Below are 15,345 nucleotides of genomic sequence, written 5' to 3' on the forward strand. Positions count from 1 at the left end.
ATGTCCGACCTGCTCCGCGCCCCCGCCGAGATCAAGTACGCCGAGGAACTCGACTGGCTCGAGTCGATCGACGACAACCCCAAGCCGTTCTCGTGGCGTCTCTCCCCGAAGATGGTCCGCCTCTTCGTCCTCGGCTCCGAGCGAGCCGACGGGCTGGACCGGGAGGTGACGCAGAAGTGGTTCGGCGACCGCAGCTTCGTCGAGCGCTCCATCGTCACCCTCGCCTCGGACCGCGGCCTGCTCCTGATCGGAGACCCCGGCACCGGCAAGAGCTGGCTCGCCGAGCTCCTCGCCGCCGCGATCAGCCGCAACTCGACCCAGGTCGTCCAGGGCACCGCGGGCACCACCGAGGACCACATCAAGTACTCCTGGAACGTCTCGATGGTCATCGCCAAGGGCCAGTCCCGCGAGTCGATGATCCCCTCACCGATCATGACCGCGATGGAGACCGGCACCATCGGCCGCTTCGAGGAGCTCACCCGCTCCACCAGCGACGTCCAGGACGCGCTCATCTCGATCCTCTCCGAGAAGTACATCTCGGTCCCCGAGCTCGACAGCGCCGGCGGCGAGAACATCGTCTTCGCCCAGCCGGGTTTCTCGGTCATCGCCACAGCCAACAGCCGCGACCGCGGCGTCAACGACCTTTCCTCCGCGCTCAAGCGCCGGTTCAACTTCGTCCGTATCCCGGTCGTCACGAACAAGAAGAGCGAGGCCGAGATCGTCCGCTTCCGCACCGAGGAACTGCTCCGCCGGCACTCGATCGAGCTGGACGTGCCGCCGACCCTCCTCGACGTCCTCCTCCAGAGCTTCGCCGACCTCCGCGCCTCCGCCGCCGCGGCCGGGAGCGACGACGAGAAGCTGGAGTCCGCCCTGTCCACCGCCGAGCAGATCGGCGTCCTGGAGGACGCGGTCCTGCACAGTGACTTCTTCGGTGAGCGCACGCTCACGGCCCGCGCGCTCGCCGCCTCCCTGGTCGGTACGCTCGCCCGCCGCGAGCCCGAGGACCTGGCCATCCTCAACAAGTACCTGCACGGCGTCGTCGAGCCGCGCGGCAAGGAGCAGGGCGGCTCCTGGCCCGAGTTCCTCGAAGGCGGCCGCGAGGCGATCGCGAAGCTGGCATGAGCACCACCCCCGAGAAGCCGACAAGCGCCTCCTTCGCCGCCCTGCGCGGGCAACTCCACGAAGCGGCGGCCGAGTTCGCCGGCGGTCAGGACGCCCTGGAAGGCATCCTGCTCGGCATGGTCGACGACGTCGGCCGGGCGGTCGCCGAACCGCTGGAGATCTTCCCCGTCTGCCACCACTCACCCGCCTCCGCCCTCGCGATGGCCCGCCGGCTGCGCGAGAAGCAGCCCAAGGTCGTGTACCTGGAACTGTGCGAGGACATGACCCCGCTCCTCACCGAGCTCCGCAACTGCCGGCTGCCCGTCGCCGTCCAGGCCTTCGCGAGCGACATCGACGGGTTCCCGCCCGACTGGGCCCCGCTCTCGGTCGTCGCCCCGATCACGGAGGCCTCCGCCGAGTACCAGGCCATCGCGTACGCCCTCGACACCCCCGGCGTGGAACTCGTCCTCGTGGACCGCTCCTCCGACCACGTCTTCCAGTGGGACAGCCGACAGTCCGCCGACGGCGAGTCGCGCACGGCCGAGACCGCGCCCGCGGCCGCAGCCGGGGCCGAGCCCGAGGCGGCCCTGCACGGCGAGGCCGTCGGCGTCGAGATCGGCGACCTGCGTCCGCGCTTCGCCGAGCTGGAGGAGCACCTGCTGCGGCACGGCAAGGTGCGGCACTGGTCGGAATGGTGGCACCAGTACGTCGAGGTCCCGCTCGGCGACAGCGACCACGACACCTACCGCCAGGTCATGTTCCTCATCGGCAGCCTGTTCCGGCGGCTCGCCCCGGGCCGGGGCGAGCGGGTACGGGTCGACGAGGACCGCGAGCGCTACATGTGGACCCGGATGCGCGAGCACCTCGCCGCGACCGGCACCGACCCCGCCGACTGCCTGTACGTGTGCGGTGCCTTCCACGCGGCCAGCCGCGTGGACGAGTTCGGCGTCCACGGCACGGGCGACTTCGCCATCTCCCCACGGACCGCCACGACCTGGCAGTACGGGCTGATTCCCTCCAGCCACGCGGCGATCGAGGCACAGTTCGGCCTCGCGTCCGGCTCGGTGTCGATCGCCGCGACGGAATGGGCGAAGAACCTGAAGCGCACCCGCGTGAAGCCGTACCGTCTGGAAGGGCAGTCCGGTACGAAGAAGCCGAGTGCGAGGAAGACGTCGGCGAAGGCCCCGGCGGCCACGCCCGCGCCCGTACCCGCATCCGGTCCCGCGCCCGTACCCGCTGCGCACGGTGCCGCATCCGGTCCTGAGCCCGGTCCGACCGAGGACCGGCTCACCGGCTTCCTCCAGCAGCCGCCCGTCCTCCACACCCTCGACGAGGCCGAACTGCTCGGCTGGTCCGTGGACATCGTGCGCGCCGCCCGCCGCAGCGGCTACCTGGCCTCCACCGCCGACGCCATCGCCGTGTTCGAGACGTCGATCCTGCTCGCCGCCATGCGGGACCGGGCCAAGCCGACGCCGTACGACTTCCAGGACGCGGCGGTCACCTGCATCGAGAAGGACACCGTCCCCGGCCGCCGGGACGTGCGGCGGCTCGTCGAGATCATGATGGGCGGAGACCGGATCGGCCAGGTCGGCTACGACGCTCTGCCGCCCCTCGCCCGTGACGTGCACGACCGGCTGGCACCGCTGGGACTGAACCTCCAGCAGCGCGGTGTACGCCGGGCCCTGTTGGACATGGCGTCCCGGCCGGAGCTGCGCGCCTGCTCGGACGTCCTGTGGATGCTGCGCCGCCTGCTGCCGCCCGGCGCGGCCCGCACGGTGATGGGGGAGCGGCGGCTCGGCGAGCGGTCGATCCAGGAGTCCTGGGACCTCTCGCTCGGCACCCATCAGCGCGCGCTCATCGAGCTCGGGTACGAGGGCGTGAGTCTGGAACAGGTGCTGGAGCAGCGGCTGCGCCGTACCGCGTACGGACCGCAGGCCACCACGGCCGAGGTCCTCGCGGCCGTCGAGGACGCGACGCTCCACCTCGGCGGCCGGCGCCTCGCCGACGAGCTCGGCACCCGGGCCCTGGAGGTCCTCGCCGGCGAGCGCACGGTCGACGGCGCACCGGCGGTACTACGCCGGGTCCGCGGCCTGCTGGCGTACTACCGCACCAGCGAACCGGTCCTCCCGGCGTGGATCGAGTCCTTCGTCCGAGCCGGATACGCGCACTACTGCACGCTGCTGCCGACGGCCTTCCGGGACGAGGACGCGACCGTGGGGCAGGTGGCGGCGATGCTGGGCTTCCTGTTCAGCATGGAGAGCCTGGCACTGTCGCTCGGCTGCGACCGGACGCAGCTGGAGCTCGCGGTCGCGCAGTCGCACCCGAACGACCCGGCCAAGACGGCCCTGCTGTGGGCAGCGCAGGTCCAGCTCGGCACGCTCTCCCGTGGCGAACTGCGCGGCCGCTGCGACGAACTCCTCGGCAACCCCCTGGTGGTGCCCTCGTACCCCCGCTACCTCAGTGGCTTCGTGCACGCCCTCGAGCCGGTCCCGGGACTCGCGGACGTCGTCGTGGAGGCCGTGTCGAACGCCTTCGGACGGCTCCCCGACCCCGTCCTGCTGCCCTGGCTGCCCACCCTCATCACCACGCTGCGGTCGAACGCCGCCGACCTCGCCCCGCTGCTCATCCGCGAGGCGGGCCGGATCTTCCCGGCACGGCTGGCGGCCCTGGACACCTGGGTCCCGCCGTGGCACGCGCAGCCGGTCGCCCAGGCGTCCCTGGCCTCGCCCGCGCCACGCGGCGCGGCGCTGCTCCCTCTCCACCCGGGGACGTGCGACGCGGTCGCGGACCTCCTGGGCTGCACCGACGGGTGGGCCCCGGCGGACGGGCCCAGGACGGCCCCGACGGGCGCGGCACTCCTGTTCACCCACCGCGCCACCTGCGACGCCGTCGCGGATCTCCTGGGCTGTGGCGACCCCTGGACGCCCGAGGGCGCGGCGCTCCCTGTGCCGTCCCTGACGACGAGACACCCCGCCACGGCCCACGCGGTGGCGGAGCTCCTCGTGACGCCGTGACTGCGCGCGCCGGCCGCCGGGTCGTCGGACCCCGGCGGCCGGCGCGGGTGAGGGAAAGCGGTGGCGACGGGGACCAGTAGTGAGGGAGAGCGGTCGTGTGGGAGAGCAGTGGTGAAGGGGATCAGTCGTCGATGGCGTCCAGGACGGGGCCGAGGTCGACGAACTTGAAGTTGGTCGCGGGGCGGTCACCGACGCCGGGGGCGTCATGGCCGTCCTGCACGACGAGGAGGCCGTTCGGGTACTTCGCACCGAGGGGAGCGTTCAGAGCGGCGGCGCCGTCGCACTCCTCGGAGCCGTCGAGGGTGCCGCTCGCGGGTGTGACACGGAAGCCGCCCTCGTACTCGTTGTGGTCCGCGAGCTCCCGGTCGTAGGCGGCGAAGGTGTTGTCCCCCTGGCTGGACGCGAGCAGGTATCCGTCGCCGTCGGACTCGGTGACCAGTGTCAGACCCTCGACGTCCGAAGAGATCCTGGTCCCGCCGTAGCCGGGGTCGGCGCCCGGCGTGCACTCCTCGGTCTCCTCGTCGTAGACGCCGGGGACGCCGTACTCGCGGACCTTGTCCAGCAGCTTCGGCGTGCCGGTGAGGTCGGCGCGCAGCCGCCAGATGCCGATGTCCTCCTGGCCGGCGTACAGGGTGCCGTCGGCGGGGTCGACGACCATGCCCTCGACCTGCGGCAGCTCACCGGGCTCACCGCACGGGGCCCAGGAGGTGCCGTTCGGCAGCCGGAACGTGGCCGGCAGGTCCAGGGTGCGGATCGTGCGGTACGTGACCTTGCCGCCGGTGGTGGGGAGCAGTTCGAGCAGGGCGATGCCGGTCCGCTCCCGGCGGCTGACGAGCGCGAAGGACTTGCCGGATGCCGGGTCCGTCCAGGTCGCCAGGCCGTACGCGGTCCGCTGGTCGTTGATCTCGGCCTGGTCCCGGGAGAAGACGGCCGGGGCGGCGGGATCGGTGACATCGGTCAGCGGGCCGCCGGCGCGGTCGCGGTCGATGCGGTAGAACCTCAGCCGGTCGTGGCCGCGGTCGCTCGTGACGGCGAGGTCGGCCCGTCCCGAGGAGAGCCGCAGGCCCTGGACGAGGTCCACGTTGTTGAACCGGCCGGGGGCGTCGTCCGGTCCGTCCGCCGGAGGCGCGGCTATGGACTGCACCGGGCGCGCGTCCAGGTCGTAGACGCGGAGCCCGCCCTCCTTGGCGGTCGCGATGACCAGGCTGCGGCCGGGGGCGGCGGGGTTGCGCCAGATGGCGGGGTCGTCCGCGTCGGCGTTGCCGCCCGCGTCGTCGTCGTGCAGCACGGGCGTCTCCGCGCGGGGGGTCACGACCGGCAGCGAGCGGGCGGGACCACGGTGGCGGGCCTCGGCCTGTGCCTGTGCCTGTGCCTGCGCCTGGGCCTGGGCCTGTGCCTGGGCATGGGCATGGGCCTGGGCGTCGGCGTCGGCTTGGGCGGGCACGGCGAGGGCGGCCGCGGCGAGCGCCGTGGCGACGGCGAGCACGAGCGACCGGGCGGTACGGGGGCGAGTCACGCAAGTCTCCTCAGGAGGGGGGCTTGTACGTCCTGCGTGAGCGTGGTGCCCTTCCGTGTCGGCCCGGCGGCCTCCGCCCGACCACTGGTCCGAAGTCCAGGTGTACGCGCGGTGAACCGCGGCGCGGGCCGCGACAGTGTGTCGCGGCCCGCGCGTGTCTGCTGCGGCGGACGATCAGGCGGGGTTCTTCACGTCCGCCAGATAGCTCGCCCCGATGAGGCAGTCGCGCATCTCGTAACGGGGCGCGACGGCACCGGTCCAGCGGAGGAATCCACTCGTCCCGGTCGCCGTCGACATGTCGATGAACCGGCAGCCGTCGTAGAGGACCTTGCCGTATGTGGTCGGGGTGGCCCCGGTCGACACCTGGTGCGAGCCCATGAGGCCGCAGTCCACGTACCGCACCATCGGGCCGCGGGCGCCGTTGGCGTTGAAGTCGTAGACGTGCGTGACGGCGTTCGGCGCCCAGGACTTGAAGCTCAGGGCGGTGTCGTCACAGGACTCGAAGGTGATGTTGCCCTTGTACCACTGGGAGTCGATGACCTTGTGGCCGACGCCGCGCAGCTCGAAGCGGATGCCCTGTGCGTAGAGCCGCATGACGGAGTCGGCCCGGGTGGTGGCGTCGGCGGTGAGCTGGAAGAACGTGCCGGTGGATGCGGCGTCGGTGAGGATGTACGAGCCGCCGACGAAGTTCATCGAACCGCCGCGGTCGTTCTTCACGAACACCCCGGACTGGTACTCCACCTTGCAGTCGCGGAACCAGTAGTTGAGGAACTGGTCCTGCTGGGTCGCGGCCGTCGTCATCCCCATGACGAGGAACGCGTCGGAGTAGGAGCCGCCGACCTGGCAGTGGTCCCAGCCCATCTCGCTGTTCAGGTTGGACGTGGTGGCCGGTCCGTCCAGGCCGATGCCGCGCTTCCAGCTGCCGCGCCACTCCACGTCGCTGTACCAGGTGTCCTGGACGCCGTACTCGGCCGACGAGTAGGCGTAGTTGAAGCTCGACGTGGCGTTGGTGCTGGTGAACGTCAGGCCTGAGATGCGGATGTTCTTGTAACGCTGGTAGTTCGTCCACAGCGTGGTGTCGTCGGCAGCCGGCGAGTACACGATCCGGGAAAGCCGCTTGCCGTAGCCGGTGATCGACACCCCGTCGACGATCCCGCCGTTGCCCTCGCCGTCGACGTTCGGCAGGAGCGAGTCCGGCTGGGTCAGGAGATACGTGCCGGGCGGGACGACCAGGACCTTCTTCGGGATGGCCCCGGAGATCGGCCCGGGCTGGAACGAGGCGAGCACCTCTGCGGCGGCCGCACGGAAGGCGGCGTCGCTCGGGGTGGCACCGGTCGGGTCCGCACCCTTGCTGATGACATCGACGCTGTACGGGTCGCCCCCGGAGCCGGCCGCGTACGCGGTACCGCCTCCCACGGTCAGGGCGCCCGCGGCGACCCCGACTCCCGCTGTCGCCACGCCGCGTATGACGGAACGACGGTCCATGCCTCTGGTCATTTTCTGCCCCCTGGTCATGATCATGAGAAAGGCTTGAATATGATCATGAACAGGACCTGAAGGGCAAGATTCCAGGCAAGGTTGCGAGCGCCGGTTCGTGCCGTTCAGTCGACCGGGGGCGACGGCGGCGCCCCCGCGGGTGTGCGTCCCGCCGACGGAGCCTGCGCCCGGCCGAGCAGTTCGGCCAGGCCCGCGCGGGTGGCCGCGACGACGACACGGTCGCCGGGGTGGAGCACATATCCGGGGTGGAGGTCCCAGAGCAGCCCGGGCGGTTCGTCGGAGGCGGACGAACGCGTCCCCGCTTCCGGACCGTCCTGGGCGTCCGACGACCCGGCCGGGTCCGGAGCACTTGTGTCAAGGGCGAGGACACGCCACGCACCCGGGCGGAACGCCTCCGCGACCGTTCTGCCCTCCCACTGGGGCTGATCCGCGATGTCGAGTGCCGCGAACACGAGCACCCGGCGTTCGACGGCGATCGCCCCGAGGATCTGGCGGCCCATCATCGCCGTGGCGAAGGCGGGCGCGGCGAGCGTCGACACGCTGCGGCTGCGGGTGAGGGCGTCGGGATGGGCCGCGCGCAGCGTGCGGTAGACGGTGGACGCGAAGTCGTCGTCGTACAGGCGCAGCGCCACGAGCAGGTCCGGGTTGAGCATGCGCGCGTACAGCGCGGCTTCCAGGTTGGTGGTGTCGGCGCTGGTGAGGGCGAGCAGGGCGCGGGCCCGGTGGATCTTCGCCGCCTCCAGGACTCCCTCCTGTGTGACATCACCCAGGACGACCGGCACGCGCAGGGTGCGGGCATGGGCGATGCCCCGCGCCTCGGGATCGTCCTCCACGCACACCACGGGCACGCCCAGCTCGTGGAGTCGGACCAGGACGCGGGTGCCGACGCGCCCCAGGCCCAGGAGGACGACATGGCCCGCCAGGCCGCGCGGTGGACGGCGGAGGGCGGCGGCGCTGCGATACGCGCCGAGGGCTTCGAGGGACCCCGCGATCAGCAGCGGCAGCAGGACGAGGCCGAGCAGACCGGCGAGGATCTGGAGGACCTGGCGGGCCGTGGGTTCGCCGACGGCGGGGTCGCCGATCGCGAAGAGGTCGAGCAGCGTGAGGTACGCGGCGTGCAGCAGGTGGTCACCGGTGGTCACGGACGAGGTGACGGCGAGCGCCACGACCGCGGCGCAGACACCGGCGAGCGCCCAGCGCACCCGGGGAGACAGGAGCTCGCGTGGAGAGGCGCCCCGGCTCTCCCGGCGCCGGGGGAGGACCGGTTCGTGGGTGACGGCCTCCAGTACGACGGTGCCGTGCCCGGCCGCCGCCCGTACCTCGGCGTCGTCGGGCAGCAGCCGGGGCGCGAGCCGCCCGCTGCGGTCGGACCCGTCCGCGCCTGCCGGGTCGCGCGTCGTCGACGACAGCAGGGCGAGGGTGACGAGACCCGGGTCGGCCGCCTCCTCGGGCTCGGCGGACGCCTGTGCCGCGGCGGCGCTCCGTTCGGTGGGGATCCGCTCGGCGGCGCGCAGCAGCAGCCCGTCGGCCTGGACGATCTTCCGGGTACCGGTGACGGCGGTGGCGGCGAGCGCCGGCGCGGCGGTGTCCGCGTCGGACAGGACGATCGTGGTGGCATCGTGCCCGTGCCCGTGCCCGTACGCGCGCCCGCGTCCGTTGCCGTCTCGGTGCCCGTGGCCGGGCCCGTCGTAGGTCGCCGTCCGGTCCTCGACCTGGCCGCGGGCCTGGTCGAGGAGCTCGGCCATCCGCCGGCCCAGGTTGCGGTTGTACATCCGGAGGACCAGGCGGATGTGCGGGTTCAGCCGGCGGGCCAGGAACGCGGCCCGCATGTTGACCTCGTCGTCCTCGTACAGCAGCGCCAGCGCCTGGGCCCGGCGCACACCCGCCTCCAGGAGGGTCGGTTCGTCGGGTGGTGTCCGGTCGGCCTGCTGGACGCGGACGCGGGGCTCGTCGGTGTTCGGTCCGCCCCCGGAGGGCGCGACGAGGACGACGTCCTGCCGGTACACCTCGGCCAGTTCACCGGCGATACGGTGCGCGAGCGCGTCGTCCCCGCACACGACCATGTGCCCGCCCAGCGGGGCGGGCGGCCCGGCGGGCCGAGGGCTCGCGCCGGTCTCCCGGCGAGTGACCTGACGCGGTACGGCGGTCATGGTCGCCTCTCGTCCGGATGCCGACCCGGTCCTGGGTCTGGGCGTGGGTGCGGGCCCCGGATGTGTTCCGAGGCCTGCCACTGGTTCCGGCCCGCGTCGGCGGAGCCGCTCCCACCCTTTCAGCAGGACGGCCGCCCCGGCATGGGTGCTGACACCCAACTTCGGCACCGGCGAAGCCATTTGACCTGCCGGATTCGGCCTGCCGGCCCGATCGCTCCTCGGTCACCGCTCACTCCTCGGCGACCGATGCCCCCGAGGCGACCGACGCCCCCTCGCGCCACGCCGTCTCCACGGCCGCCGGGATGTCCGCGACGGGGAACTGCACGTGCCGTACGGTCCGTTCGCGGTCCACCACCAGGATCGCGCGCTTCAGCCGGAGGGCCTGGCCGGCCCGGAAGGTCGGCAGCCGGAGCGCCGCCGAGAGCCCGTTGTCCATGTCGGAGAGAAGCGGGAAGGGGATCTCCTCGGCCGCCGCGAACGCCCGCTGCTCGTCCGGGCGTTGGGTGCTGACTCCGCGCACCGCGATGCCGGCCGCCGCGAACCTCCCGTGCGCCTCCCGGAACAGCCGGTTCTCCAGGGTGCACCCCGCCGCGCCGGGGATGTCCGTCCAGTCGTCCGGTAGGGGGGCGGGCCGGGCGGTCGCCGGGAAGCAGAACAGGACGGTGGCGTCGGCCCCGGCGTCGACCGGGTCGAGCGCGCCGCCGGTGTGCACGGGCAAGGTGAGCCGGGGCAGCCGGGTGCCGAGCAGGCCGTGGACTCGCTGGGCCTCGGCGCTCCGCTCGTCGGCGGAGGCGGTCAGTGCGCCGTCGCCGAGCAGCCAGCGATCGGCCCAGTCCTGCATCGACACCAGGACGGGCAGCAGTGCGCGCCCCGCGTCGCTCAGCCGGTACTCGAACCGGACCGGTCCCTCCTGGTACGGGACCTTGTCGAGCACCCCGCTGTCGACGAGGTGGTTGAGCCGCTCGGTGAGCACCTTGCGGGAGATGTCCAGCTCGCGCTGGAGTTCGTCGAAGCGGTGCCGCCCTCGCGCCGTCTCGCGGACGAGGAGCAGGCTCCACCAGTCGCCGACGACGGCCGCGGCCTGAGCGATGGCGCAGGCGGCGTCGCGGTCGGGAACGGCTCGTGCCATGGCATGTCCTCCTCGTTGGGTCACCGGTCCGGGCTCGACCGGTGCGGGCCCGACCGGCCCGAGCCGTATCGGGACCGCATCCGGTCCGTAGGTGATCCATCTTGCGCCATCGAGTGAGTTCCCGATAGAAACTCACTCGTAAGTTCCCGATGGGAACTCGCTCGATTCCAGTGTTCTTCGGGGGAGGGATCCTTTTCATGCCCATAGCCTGGGCAACCGCCTGGCGCACCTGGCAGACGACCCGTCGCGCCTACCCGTGGACGTACGCCGTCGGCACCGTCCTGCCTGCCGCGCTCACCATCGCGCTCGCCCACCTCGGCTTCCACGTCATCGGCGGCGGGGCCGTCGGCGCCGACTTCGCCGAGGGCAGCGGCACCACCGCCTACCTCGCCTACATCGTGGTCGGCACGACCGCCTTCCACTTCGCCGTCCGGCTGATCCTCTGGTCCGCGAAGGCCCTCATCACCGAACAGCGACAGGGCACGCTCGGCGCCCTGCTCATCGCCCCCGCCGGCCGCCTCCCGTACCTGCTGGGCTTCACCGCCTTCGCGGTGCTCAGCAGCGTCCTCGAGTTCCTGACCCTCGGCCTGGTCGTCGCCGTCCTCGGCATCACCGTGCCGGTCTCCTCCGTGCCCGGCGCGCTGCTCGGCGCCCTCGCGCTGATCGCGGCCGTCTTCGCCCTCTCGGTCGGCCTCGGCGGACTGATGATCGCGGCGGGCGAGGCGCACATCTCGCAGAACACCGTCTTCATCGTGCTCGGCCTGGTCGGCGGCTTCACCTTCCCGCGCGGCTACCTGCCGGAACCGGTCCGCTGGTTCGCCGAACTCCTCCCCACCACCTCGGCCATGGACGTCCTGCACGGCAGCTTCACCGGCGGCCAGTCCCTCCCCGAACTCCTCCCGAGGCTCGCCGTCTGCGCCGCCCTCACCTGCGCCTACCTCTTCCTGGGGCTGGCCTGGCTGCCGCGGGCCGAGGCCCGCGCCGTCGAAAGGACGTACTGATGACCACGACCACGGCGATCGAAGTCCGCGGTCTGCGCAAGGACTTCCCGGTACGGGAGAAGGGGATTCTCGGCCCCCGCACCCTCAAGCGCGCCGTCGACGGCCTCGACCTCGACATCCCCCGCGGTCGCGTCACCGGGCTCCTCGGCCTCAACGGCGCCGGGAAGACCACGACCATCAAGATCCTCGCCACGCTCCTGCGGCCGAGCGCCGGCACCGTACGCGTCGACGGCCTGGACGCGGTCGCCGACGCCCGCGCCGTACGCCGCCGCATCAACCTCATCGCCGGCGGCGAGCGCATGGTCTACACCCGCATGACCGGCCGCGAGAACCTCTGGTACTTCGGCCAGCTCTACGACGTCCCGAAGGCCGACCTGCGCCGCAGGACCGGCGAACTCCTCGACCTCGTCGGCCTGTCCGACGCCGCCGACACCATGGTCGAGCGGTACTCGCGCGGCATGACCCAGCGGCTCGCCATCGCCCGCGGCCTCATCAACCGCCCGGACTACCTCCTCCTCGACGAGCCGACCCTCGGCCTCGACGCCCCCATCGCCCGCGACCTCCGCCGTGTCGTCGCCGACCTCGCCGCGCACGACGGCACCGGGGTACTGCTGACCTCGCACTATCTGGCCGAGGTCGAGGAACTCTGCGGCCATGTGTACGTGATCTCCGCCGGCCGTCATCTCGCCCAGGGCAGCCCGGCCGAGCTGAAGGCCGCGACCGGCAGCCACCGGACCGTCCGCCTGACCGTCACCGACCCGACGGAGCGCACCCGGGCCGTCGCGGACGCCTTCGGGGCCACCCGCGAAACCCTCCCCGACGGCGGAGAACTGATCACTCTGCGCCACCCCGGCGACATGGCGGGCCCGCTGACGGCGGCGGTGTTCGAGGCGGGCGGCTCCATCGGCGGCCTGGAGATCGCCGAGGCGAGCCTGGAGGACGCGATCCTGACCCTCGCGGAGCGGGGCGAGGCGGGCCTCGCCCCGCTCGGGGCCGGACACGTCGTGACCCGGGGGAACTGGGCGGCCGGGACCGCCCGCGCGACCAGCGCGACCGGGACGGCCGACGGGACCGCCGAGGCGCTCGTCGTGACGGGCGTGGCGACCGCTCCGCCGGACACCGCGCCTGTTCCCTCCGACCCGGTTCCCTTCGACACCGTGTCCGCGGCGGCGACGGCGACGGCAGCTGGGACCGCCACCGCCACCGCCGGAGGCAAGGGCGGCACCCCGTGAAGCATCTCCGTCACGCCCTGCGGGTCTTCGCCGCGGAGACGCTCAAGCAGCACCGCCGGCTCTTCGGCCAGCCGCTCGTCGTCTTCTCCATGCTGGTCTGGCCCGTCCTCCAACTGGCCACCACCTACTACACCCTGCGCCCCGTCGCCACGGCCTCGCGGGCCGCCGAGAACTGGCCCCTTGCCGCCGATCCCGAGCGCCTGCTCGCCTTCCTGGCCACCGGCACCCTCGCGTACGCCTTCTTCTTCTCCCTCGTCCAGAGCGCCTGGCACCTCTCCTTCGAGCGGACCACCGGCACCCTCGAACTGCTCTTCCTCTCCCCGGCCGGCCGGCTCACCCTGATGCTCGCCAACGGCGCCGGCGCGCTCCTCCAGAACGCCTGGCTGCTCACCTGCTTCACCGTCGCCGCTCTGACCGGCTTCGGCACGCTGTCGGTGTCGGCGTGGTGGATGTACGGGATCGTCCTCCTGGCCCTGCTGGTCCCGGCGGTGGCGTGGGGAGCGTTCCTCAACAGCCTCCTGGTCTTCTCCCGGGACTCGGCCTTCCTATACACGATCCTCGACGAGCCCCTCTGGTTCGTCTCGGGCGTCCGCCTCCCGCACTTCGCACTCCCGGCCGCGGTCCAGATCGTCGGCGCCGTCTTCCCGCTGACGGGCAGCCTGCTCGCGGTCCGCGGCGCCCTGCTCGAACACCGCACGGCAGGCGAACTCGCCCCGACCCTGCTCGGCCTCGGAGCACTGAGCGTCGTGCTCCTCTCGGCCGCCGCACTGATCCTGCGCGTGGGCGAGGCCCGCGCCCGACGGACGGGCACGCTGAGCCTGGCCTGAGGACGCCCGGCCGCCGGAACCGGGCACCTCACCCGACCCGCGCGGCCAGGCGCGTCATCGCCTCCTCCAGCTCGCGCCGTGCGCCGAACGGCACCAGCGCCGCGCGCCCGGGGACCCGTACGCCACCGGTGAGCGCGACACGCGTGTGCCCGCTCTCCTCCTCAGCCTCCACGGCCGCCATCCCGATCACCAGGAACCGGCTCTGCAGCCAGCACCAGCCGGGCCGCAGCACGCCGTGGAAGTGCGCCCGCAGCCCGTAGCGGCTGCGGGCGAGGGCCTCCACCCGGTCACCGTCGCTCCGCAGGATCCGGACCGACCGCATGTCGGGCTGGAACTCCCCGAAGCCGCCCTCCAGATCACCCATCACCTGCCAGACCCGGGGGAGCGGCGCGGGGAGCACCCGCTCCACGAGCCGGGCACCCCGGACACCCGCGACCATGACGTGCATCCGCCGTACGTCGTCGAGCAGCGGAGCGCCCCCGCCCCCGATGCCCTCATCGCTCACGTCACTCGCGTTGTTCTCCTTGTCGTCCTTCACACGGACCACGCCTTTCGGAAGCTCTGCCGGGCCCGGTTCAGCCGGGACTTCGCCGTGCCGGTCGGTACGCCGAGCAGCGCCGCCGCGGACTCCTCGTCCATCCCCTCGATGTCCCTCAGCACGAGAACGGCCCGGTGCGCGGGCGACAGCCGCGCCAGGACGTCGTCGATGTCGGCGGCCAGTTCCGGATCTCCCCGCTCCGGTACGTCGGCGAGCTCGGCCGGCCGCGCCCGCCCCGCTCGTTTCGCCACCCGCACCGCCTCCCGTACGGAGATCGCCCGCACCCACCCGTAGAGCGCCTCCGGCTCCCGCAGGGAACGCAGCGAGGTGAAGACCGCCACCAGGGCCTCCTGCGTGGCGTCCGGTCCGTCGTCCAGCGCGATGGGCCGGCAGATCCGGGATATGTACGGGGTGAGGTGGTCGAGCAGGTCGTGCAGCGCCAGCGTGTCACCGCGCCGGGCGGCCCGGACCAGCACGACGCCCCGGTCGGCGGGCCCGGCGGGCCCGGCCGCGGGGACGGGGTCAGCGGGCGGCACGCAGGGCCGCCCCTCCGAAGACCAGGCACAGCGGCGTGTACACGAGCGCGTTCAGCCACGGGAACGCCTCTCCCGAGCCGTCCCTGCCGACCACGATCCACACCAGCCCGACGGCCCCGCGCAGCAGTATCCCGGCGGCGACGGCGGCCGTGACCAGGCGCGGGATGCCTCGGCGACCTCCACCGCGCGCGTGGAGCGCGACGGCGAAGGCCACGCATCCCTCCAAGGCCGCGAGCGGCAGGACCACGGCCGGCCCGAAGGACACGACGCTGCCGAGGACGGCGAGCGACAGGGCCCGCTCGTCGGCGGCGGGCCAGGTCAGGCCGGTGGCCCAGTAGAGGTGCACGAGCGCGAGCACGGCGAGCAGCACGGCGACACCGCGTCCGCCGATGATCGTACGAGGCCGCTCGATGTCGATGACCGCCATGGGGTTCCCCTCCGTTCCGAGGCCGGCGCCGCAGTGCGCCGACACTCCGAGGAGGAGCCGTACTCCCCGAAGGTTCCCTGTGATCCAGCTCACGGTGAAGGGTGCAGGGGTGCAGGGGCGCACGGGTGCAAGGAGGTGAGGGTGCAGGGGCGCGGGGCCGGGAACGCAGACGACCCGTGGGCCTTGGTCCCGTCCGCTCGAGTTCGGACGGGAGCCGGCCGGATTACCGGCGGCCCACGGGTCGGGTGACTGCGTGGTTTTCGGCAGATGACCTGCCGAGGTGCACAGAGTGCGACGGCAGGCCGTTAGCCCGCAGTCACCTCACGAATCCGAAAAGAAACCATGTTCTCGGATCACCTCCTTTCAGCGTGTGACCA

At 72.6% G+C, this 15,345-nt stretch carries 12 protein-coding genes; 5 read left to right on the forward strand and 7 right to left on the reverse strand.

The genetic code is table 11. From position 1 onward, the window contains the following. Together ACZ4XX_RS14220 and ACZ4XX_RS14225 are read left to right on the forward strand one after the other, a co-directional pair. Positions 1 to 1,122 carry an ATP-binding protein gene (locus ACZ4XX_RS14220; protein WP_266974283.1) on the forward strand — a complete coding sequence of 374 codons (1,122 nt, stop codon included), beginning with the start codon at positions 1 to 3 and terminating at the stop codon, positions 1,120 to 1,122. Beyond that, positions 1,119 to 4,115, forward strand: a complete 2,997-nt coding sequence (locus tag ACZ4XX_RS14225) for a DUF5682 family protein (RefSeq protein WP_468508219.1) — start codon at positions 1,119 to 1,121, stop codon at positions 4,113 to 4,115. Before ACZ4XX_RS14220 ends, ACZ4XX_RS14225 begins: the two co-directional genes overlap by 4 nt. A gap of 121 nt (positions 4,116 to 4,236) precedes the next feature. Here ACZ4XX_RS14225 and ACZ4XX_RS14230 read toward each other — a convergent pair whose 3' ends face one another. From ACZ4XX_RS14230 to ACZ4XX_RS14245, 4 genes are all read right to left on the reverse strand, one after another. Beyond that, entirely contained in the window at positions 4,237 to 5,631 is a 1,395-nt protein-coding gene (locus ACZ4XX_RS14230) for a phytase (protein WP_468508220.1), read from the reverse strand. A gap of 174 nt (positions 5,632 to 5,805) precedes the next feature. Continuing rightward, on the reverse strand, positions 5,806 to 7,116 hold the full coding sequence (locus ACZ4XX_RS14235) for a hypothetical protein (RefSeq protein WP_468508221.1): 1,311 nt from the start codon (positions 7,114 to 7,116) through the stop codon (positions 5,806 to 5,808). A gap of 116 nt (positions 7,117 to 7,232) precedes the next feature. Next, positions 7,233 to 9,191, reverse strand: coding sequence for an NAD-binding protein (locus ACZ4XX_RS14240; protein WP_468508277.1), 1,959 nt, complete (start codon positions 9,189 to 9,191; stop codon positions 7,233 to 7,235). 316 nt (positions 9,192 to 9,507) lie between these two features. Then, the gene (locus ACZ4XX_RS14245; protein WP_468508222.1) at positions 9,508 to 10,407 is read right to left on the reverse strand and encodes a winged helix-turn-helix transcriptional regulator; all 900 of its coding nucleotides are present in this window, start codon (positions 10,405 to 10,407) and stop codon (positions 9,508 to 9,510) included. A gap of 197 nt (positions 10,408 to 10,604) precedes the next feature. Between ACZ4XX_RS14245 and ACZ4XX_RS14250 the strand changes: the two genes are divergently transcribed. Genes ACZ4XX_RS14250 through ACZ4XX_RS14260 form a run of 3 tightly spaced genes read left to right on the forward strand, consistent with a single transcriptional unit; the run spans position 10,605 to position 13,467 of the window. Beyond that, complete coding sequence (locus ACZ4XX_RS14250; RefSeq protein WP_468508223.1) at positions 10,605 to 11,408, forward strand: ABC transporter permease; 804 nt, start codon at positions 10,605 to 10,607, stop codon at positions 11,406 to 11,408. After that, positions 11,408 to 12,640, forward strand: coding sequence for an ABC transporter ATP-binding protein (locus ACZ4XX_RS14255; RefSeq protein ID WP_468508224.1), 1,233 nt, complete (start codon positions 11,408 to 11,410; stop codon positions 12,638 to 12,640). Before ACZ4XX_RS14250 ends, ACZ4XX_RS14255 begins: the two co-directional genes overlap by 1 nt. Further along, a complete protein-coding gene (locus tag ACZ4XX_RS14260; protein ID WP_468508225.1) occupies positions 12,637 to 13,467 on the forward strand; it encodes an ABC transporter permease in 831 nt (276 codons plus the stop codon). Before ACZ4XX_RS14255 ends, ACZ4XX_RS14260 begins: the two co-directional genes overlap by 4 nt. A gap of 28 nt (positions 13,468 to 13,495) precedes the next feature. Here the strand turns inward: ACZ4XX_RS14260 and ACZ4XX_RS14265 are convergent, their stop codons facing one another. From ACZ4XX_RS14265 to ACZ4XX_RS14275, 3 genes are read right to left on the reverse strand one after another with little or no spacing between them, the layout of a single operon-like run. Next, positions 13,496 to 14,005 carry a hypothetical protein gene (locus tag ACZ4XX_RS14265; RefSeq protein ID WP_468508226.1) on the reverse strand — a complete coding sequence of 170 codons (510 nt, stop codon included), beginning with the start codon at positions 14,003 to 14,005 and terminating at the stop codon, positions 13,496 to 13,498. Next, positions 14,002 to 14,541 (reverse strand): RNA polymerase sigma factor, encoded by a 540-nt coding sequence (locus ACZ4XX_RS14270; protein WP_468508227.1) that lies wholly within the window; start codon positions 14,539 to 14,541, stop codon positions 14,002 to 14,004. The genes ACZ4XX_RS14265 and ACZ4XX_RS14270 overlap by 4 nt, the downstream gene beginning before the upstream one ends. After that, positions 14,528 to 14,968 (reverse strand): DUF3995 domain-containing protein, encoded by a 441-nt coding sequence (locus tag ACZ4XX_RS14275; protein WP_468508228.1) that lies wholly within the window; start codon positions 14,966 to 14,968, stop codon positions 14,528 to 14,530. Before ACZ4XX_RS14275 ends, ACZ4XX_RS14270 begins: the two co-directional genes overlap by 14 nt. Between the last annotated feature and the right edge of the window lie 377 nt (positions 14,969 to 15,345).

The organism is Streptomyces sp. NPDC029956 (assembly GCF_055574655.1).

Coding starts and splice junctions, on each gene's coding strand:
- ACZ4XX_RS14220 (WP_266974283.1), top strand. CDS start 1: ATGTCCGACCTGCTCCGCGCCCCCGCCGAGATCAAGTACGCCGAGGAA.
- ACZ4XX_RS14225 (WP_468508219.1), top strand. CDS start 1,119: ATGAGCACCACCCCCGAGAAGCCGACAAGCGCCTCCTTCGCCGCCCTG.
- ACZ4XX_RS14235 (WP_468508221.1), bottom strand. CDS start 7,116: ATGGACCGTCGTTCCGTCATACGCGGCGTGGCGACAGCGGGAGTCGGG.
- ACZ4XX_RS14240 (WP_468508277.1), bottom strand. CDS start 9,191: ATGGTCGTGTGCGGGGACGACGCGCTCGCGCACCGTATCGCCGGTGAA.
- ACZ4XX_RS14245 (WP_468508222.1), bottom strand. CDS start 10,407: ATGGCACGAGCCGTTCCCGACCGCGACGCCGCCTGCGCCATCGCTCAG.
- ACZ4XX_RS14250 (WP_468508223.1), top strand. CDS start 10,605: ATGCCCATAGCCTGGGCAACCGCCTGGCGCACCTGGCAGACGACCCGT.
- ACZ4XX_RS14255 (WP_468508224.1), top strand. CDS start 11,408: ATGACCACGACCACGGCGATCGAAGTCCGCGGTCTGCGCAAGGACTTC.
- ACZ4XX_RS14275 (WP_468508228.1), bottom strand. CDS start 14,968: ATGGCGGTCATCGACATCGAGCGGCCTCGTACGATCATCGGCGGACGC.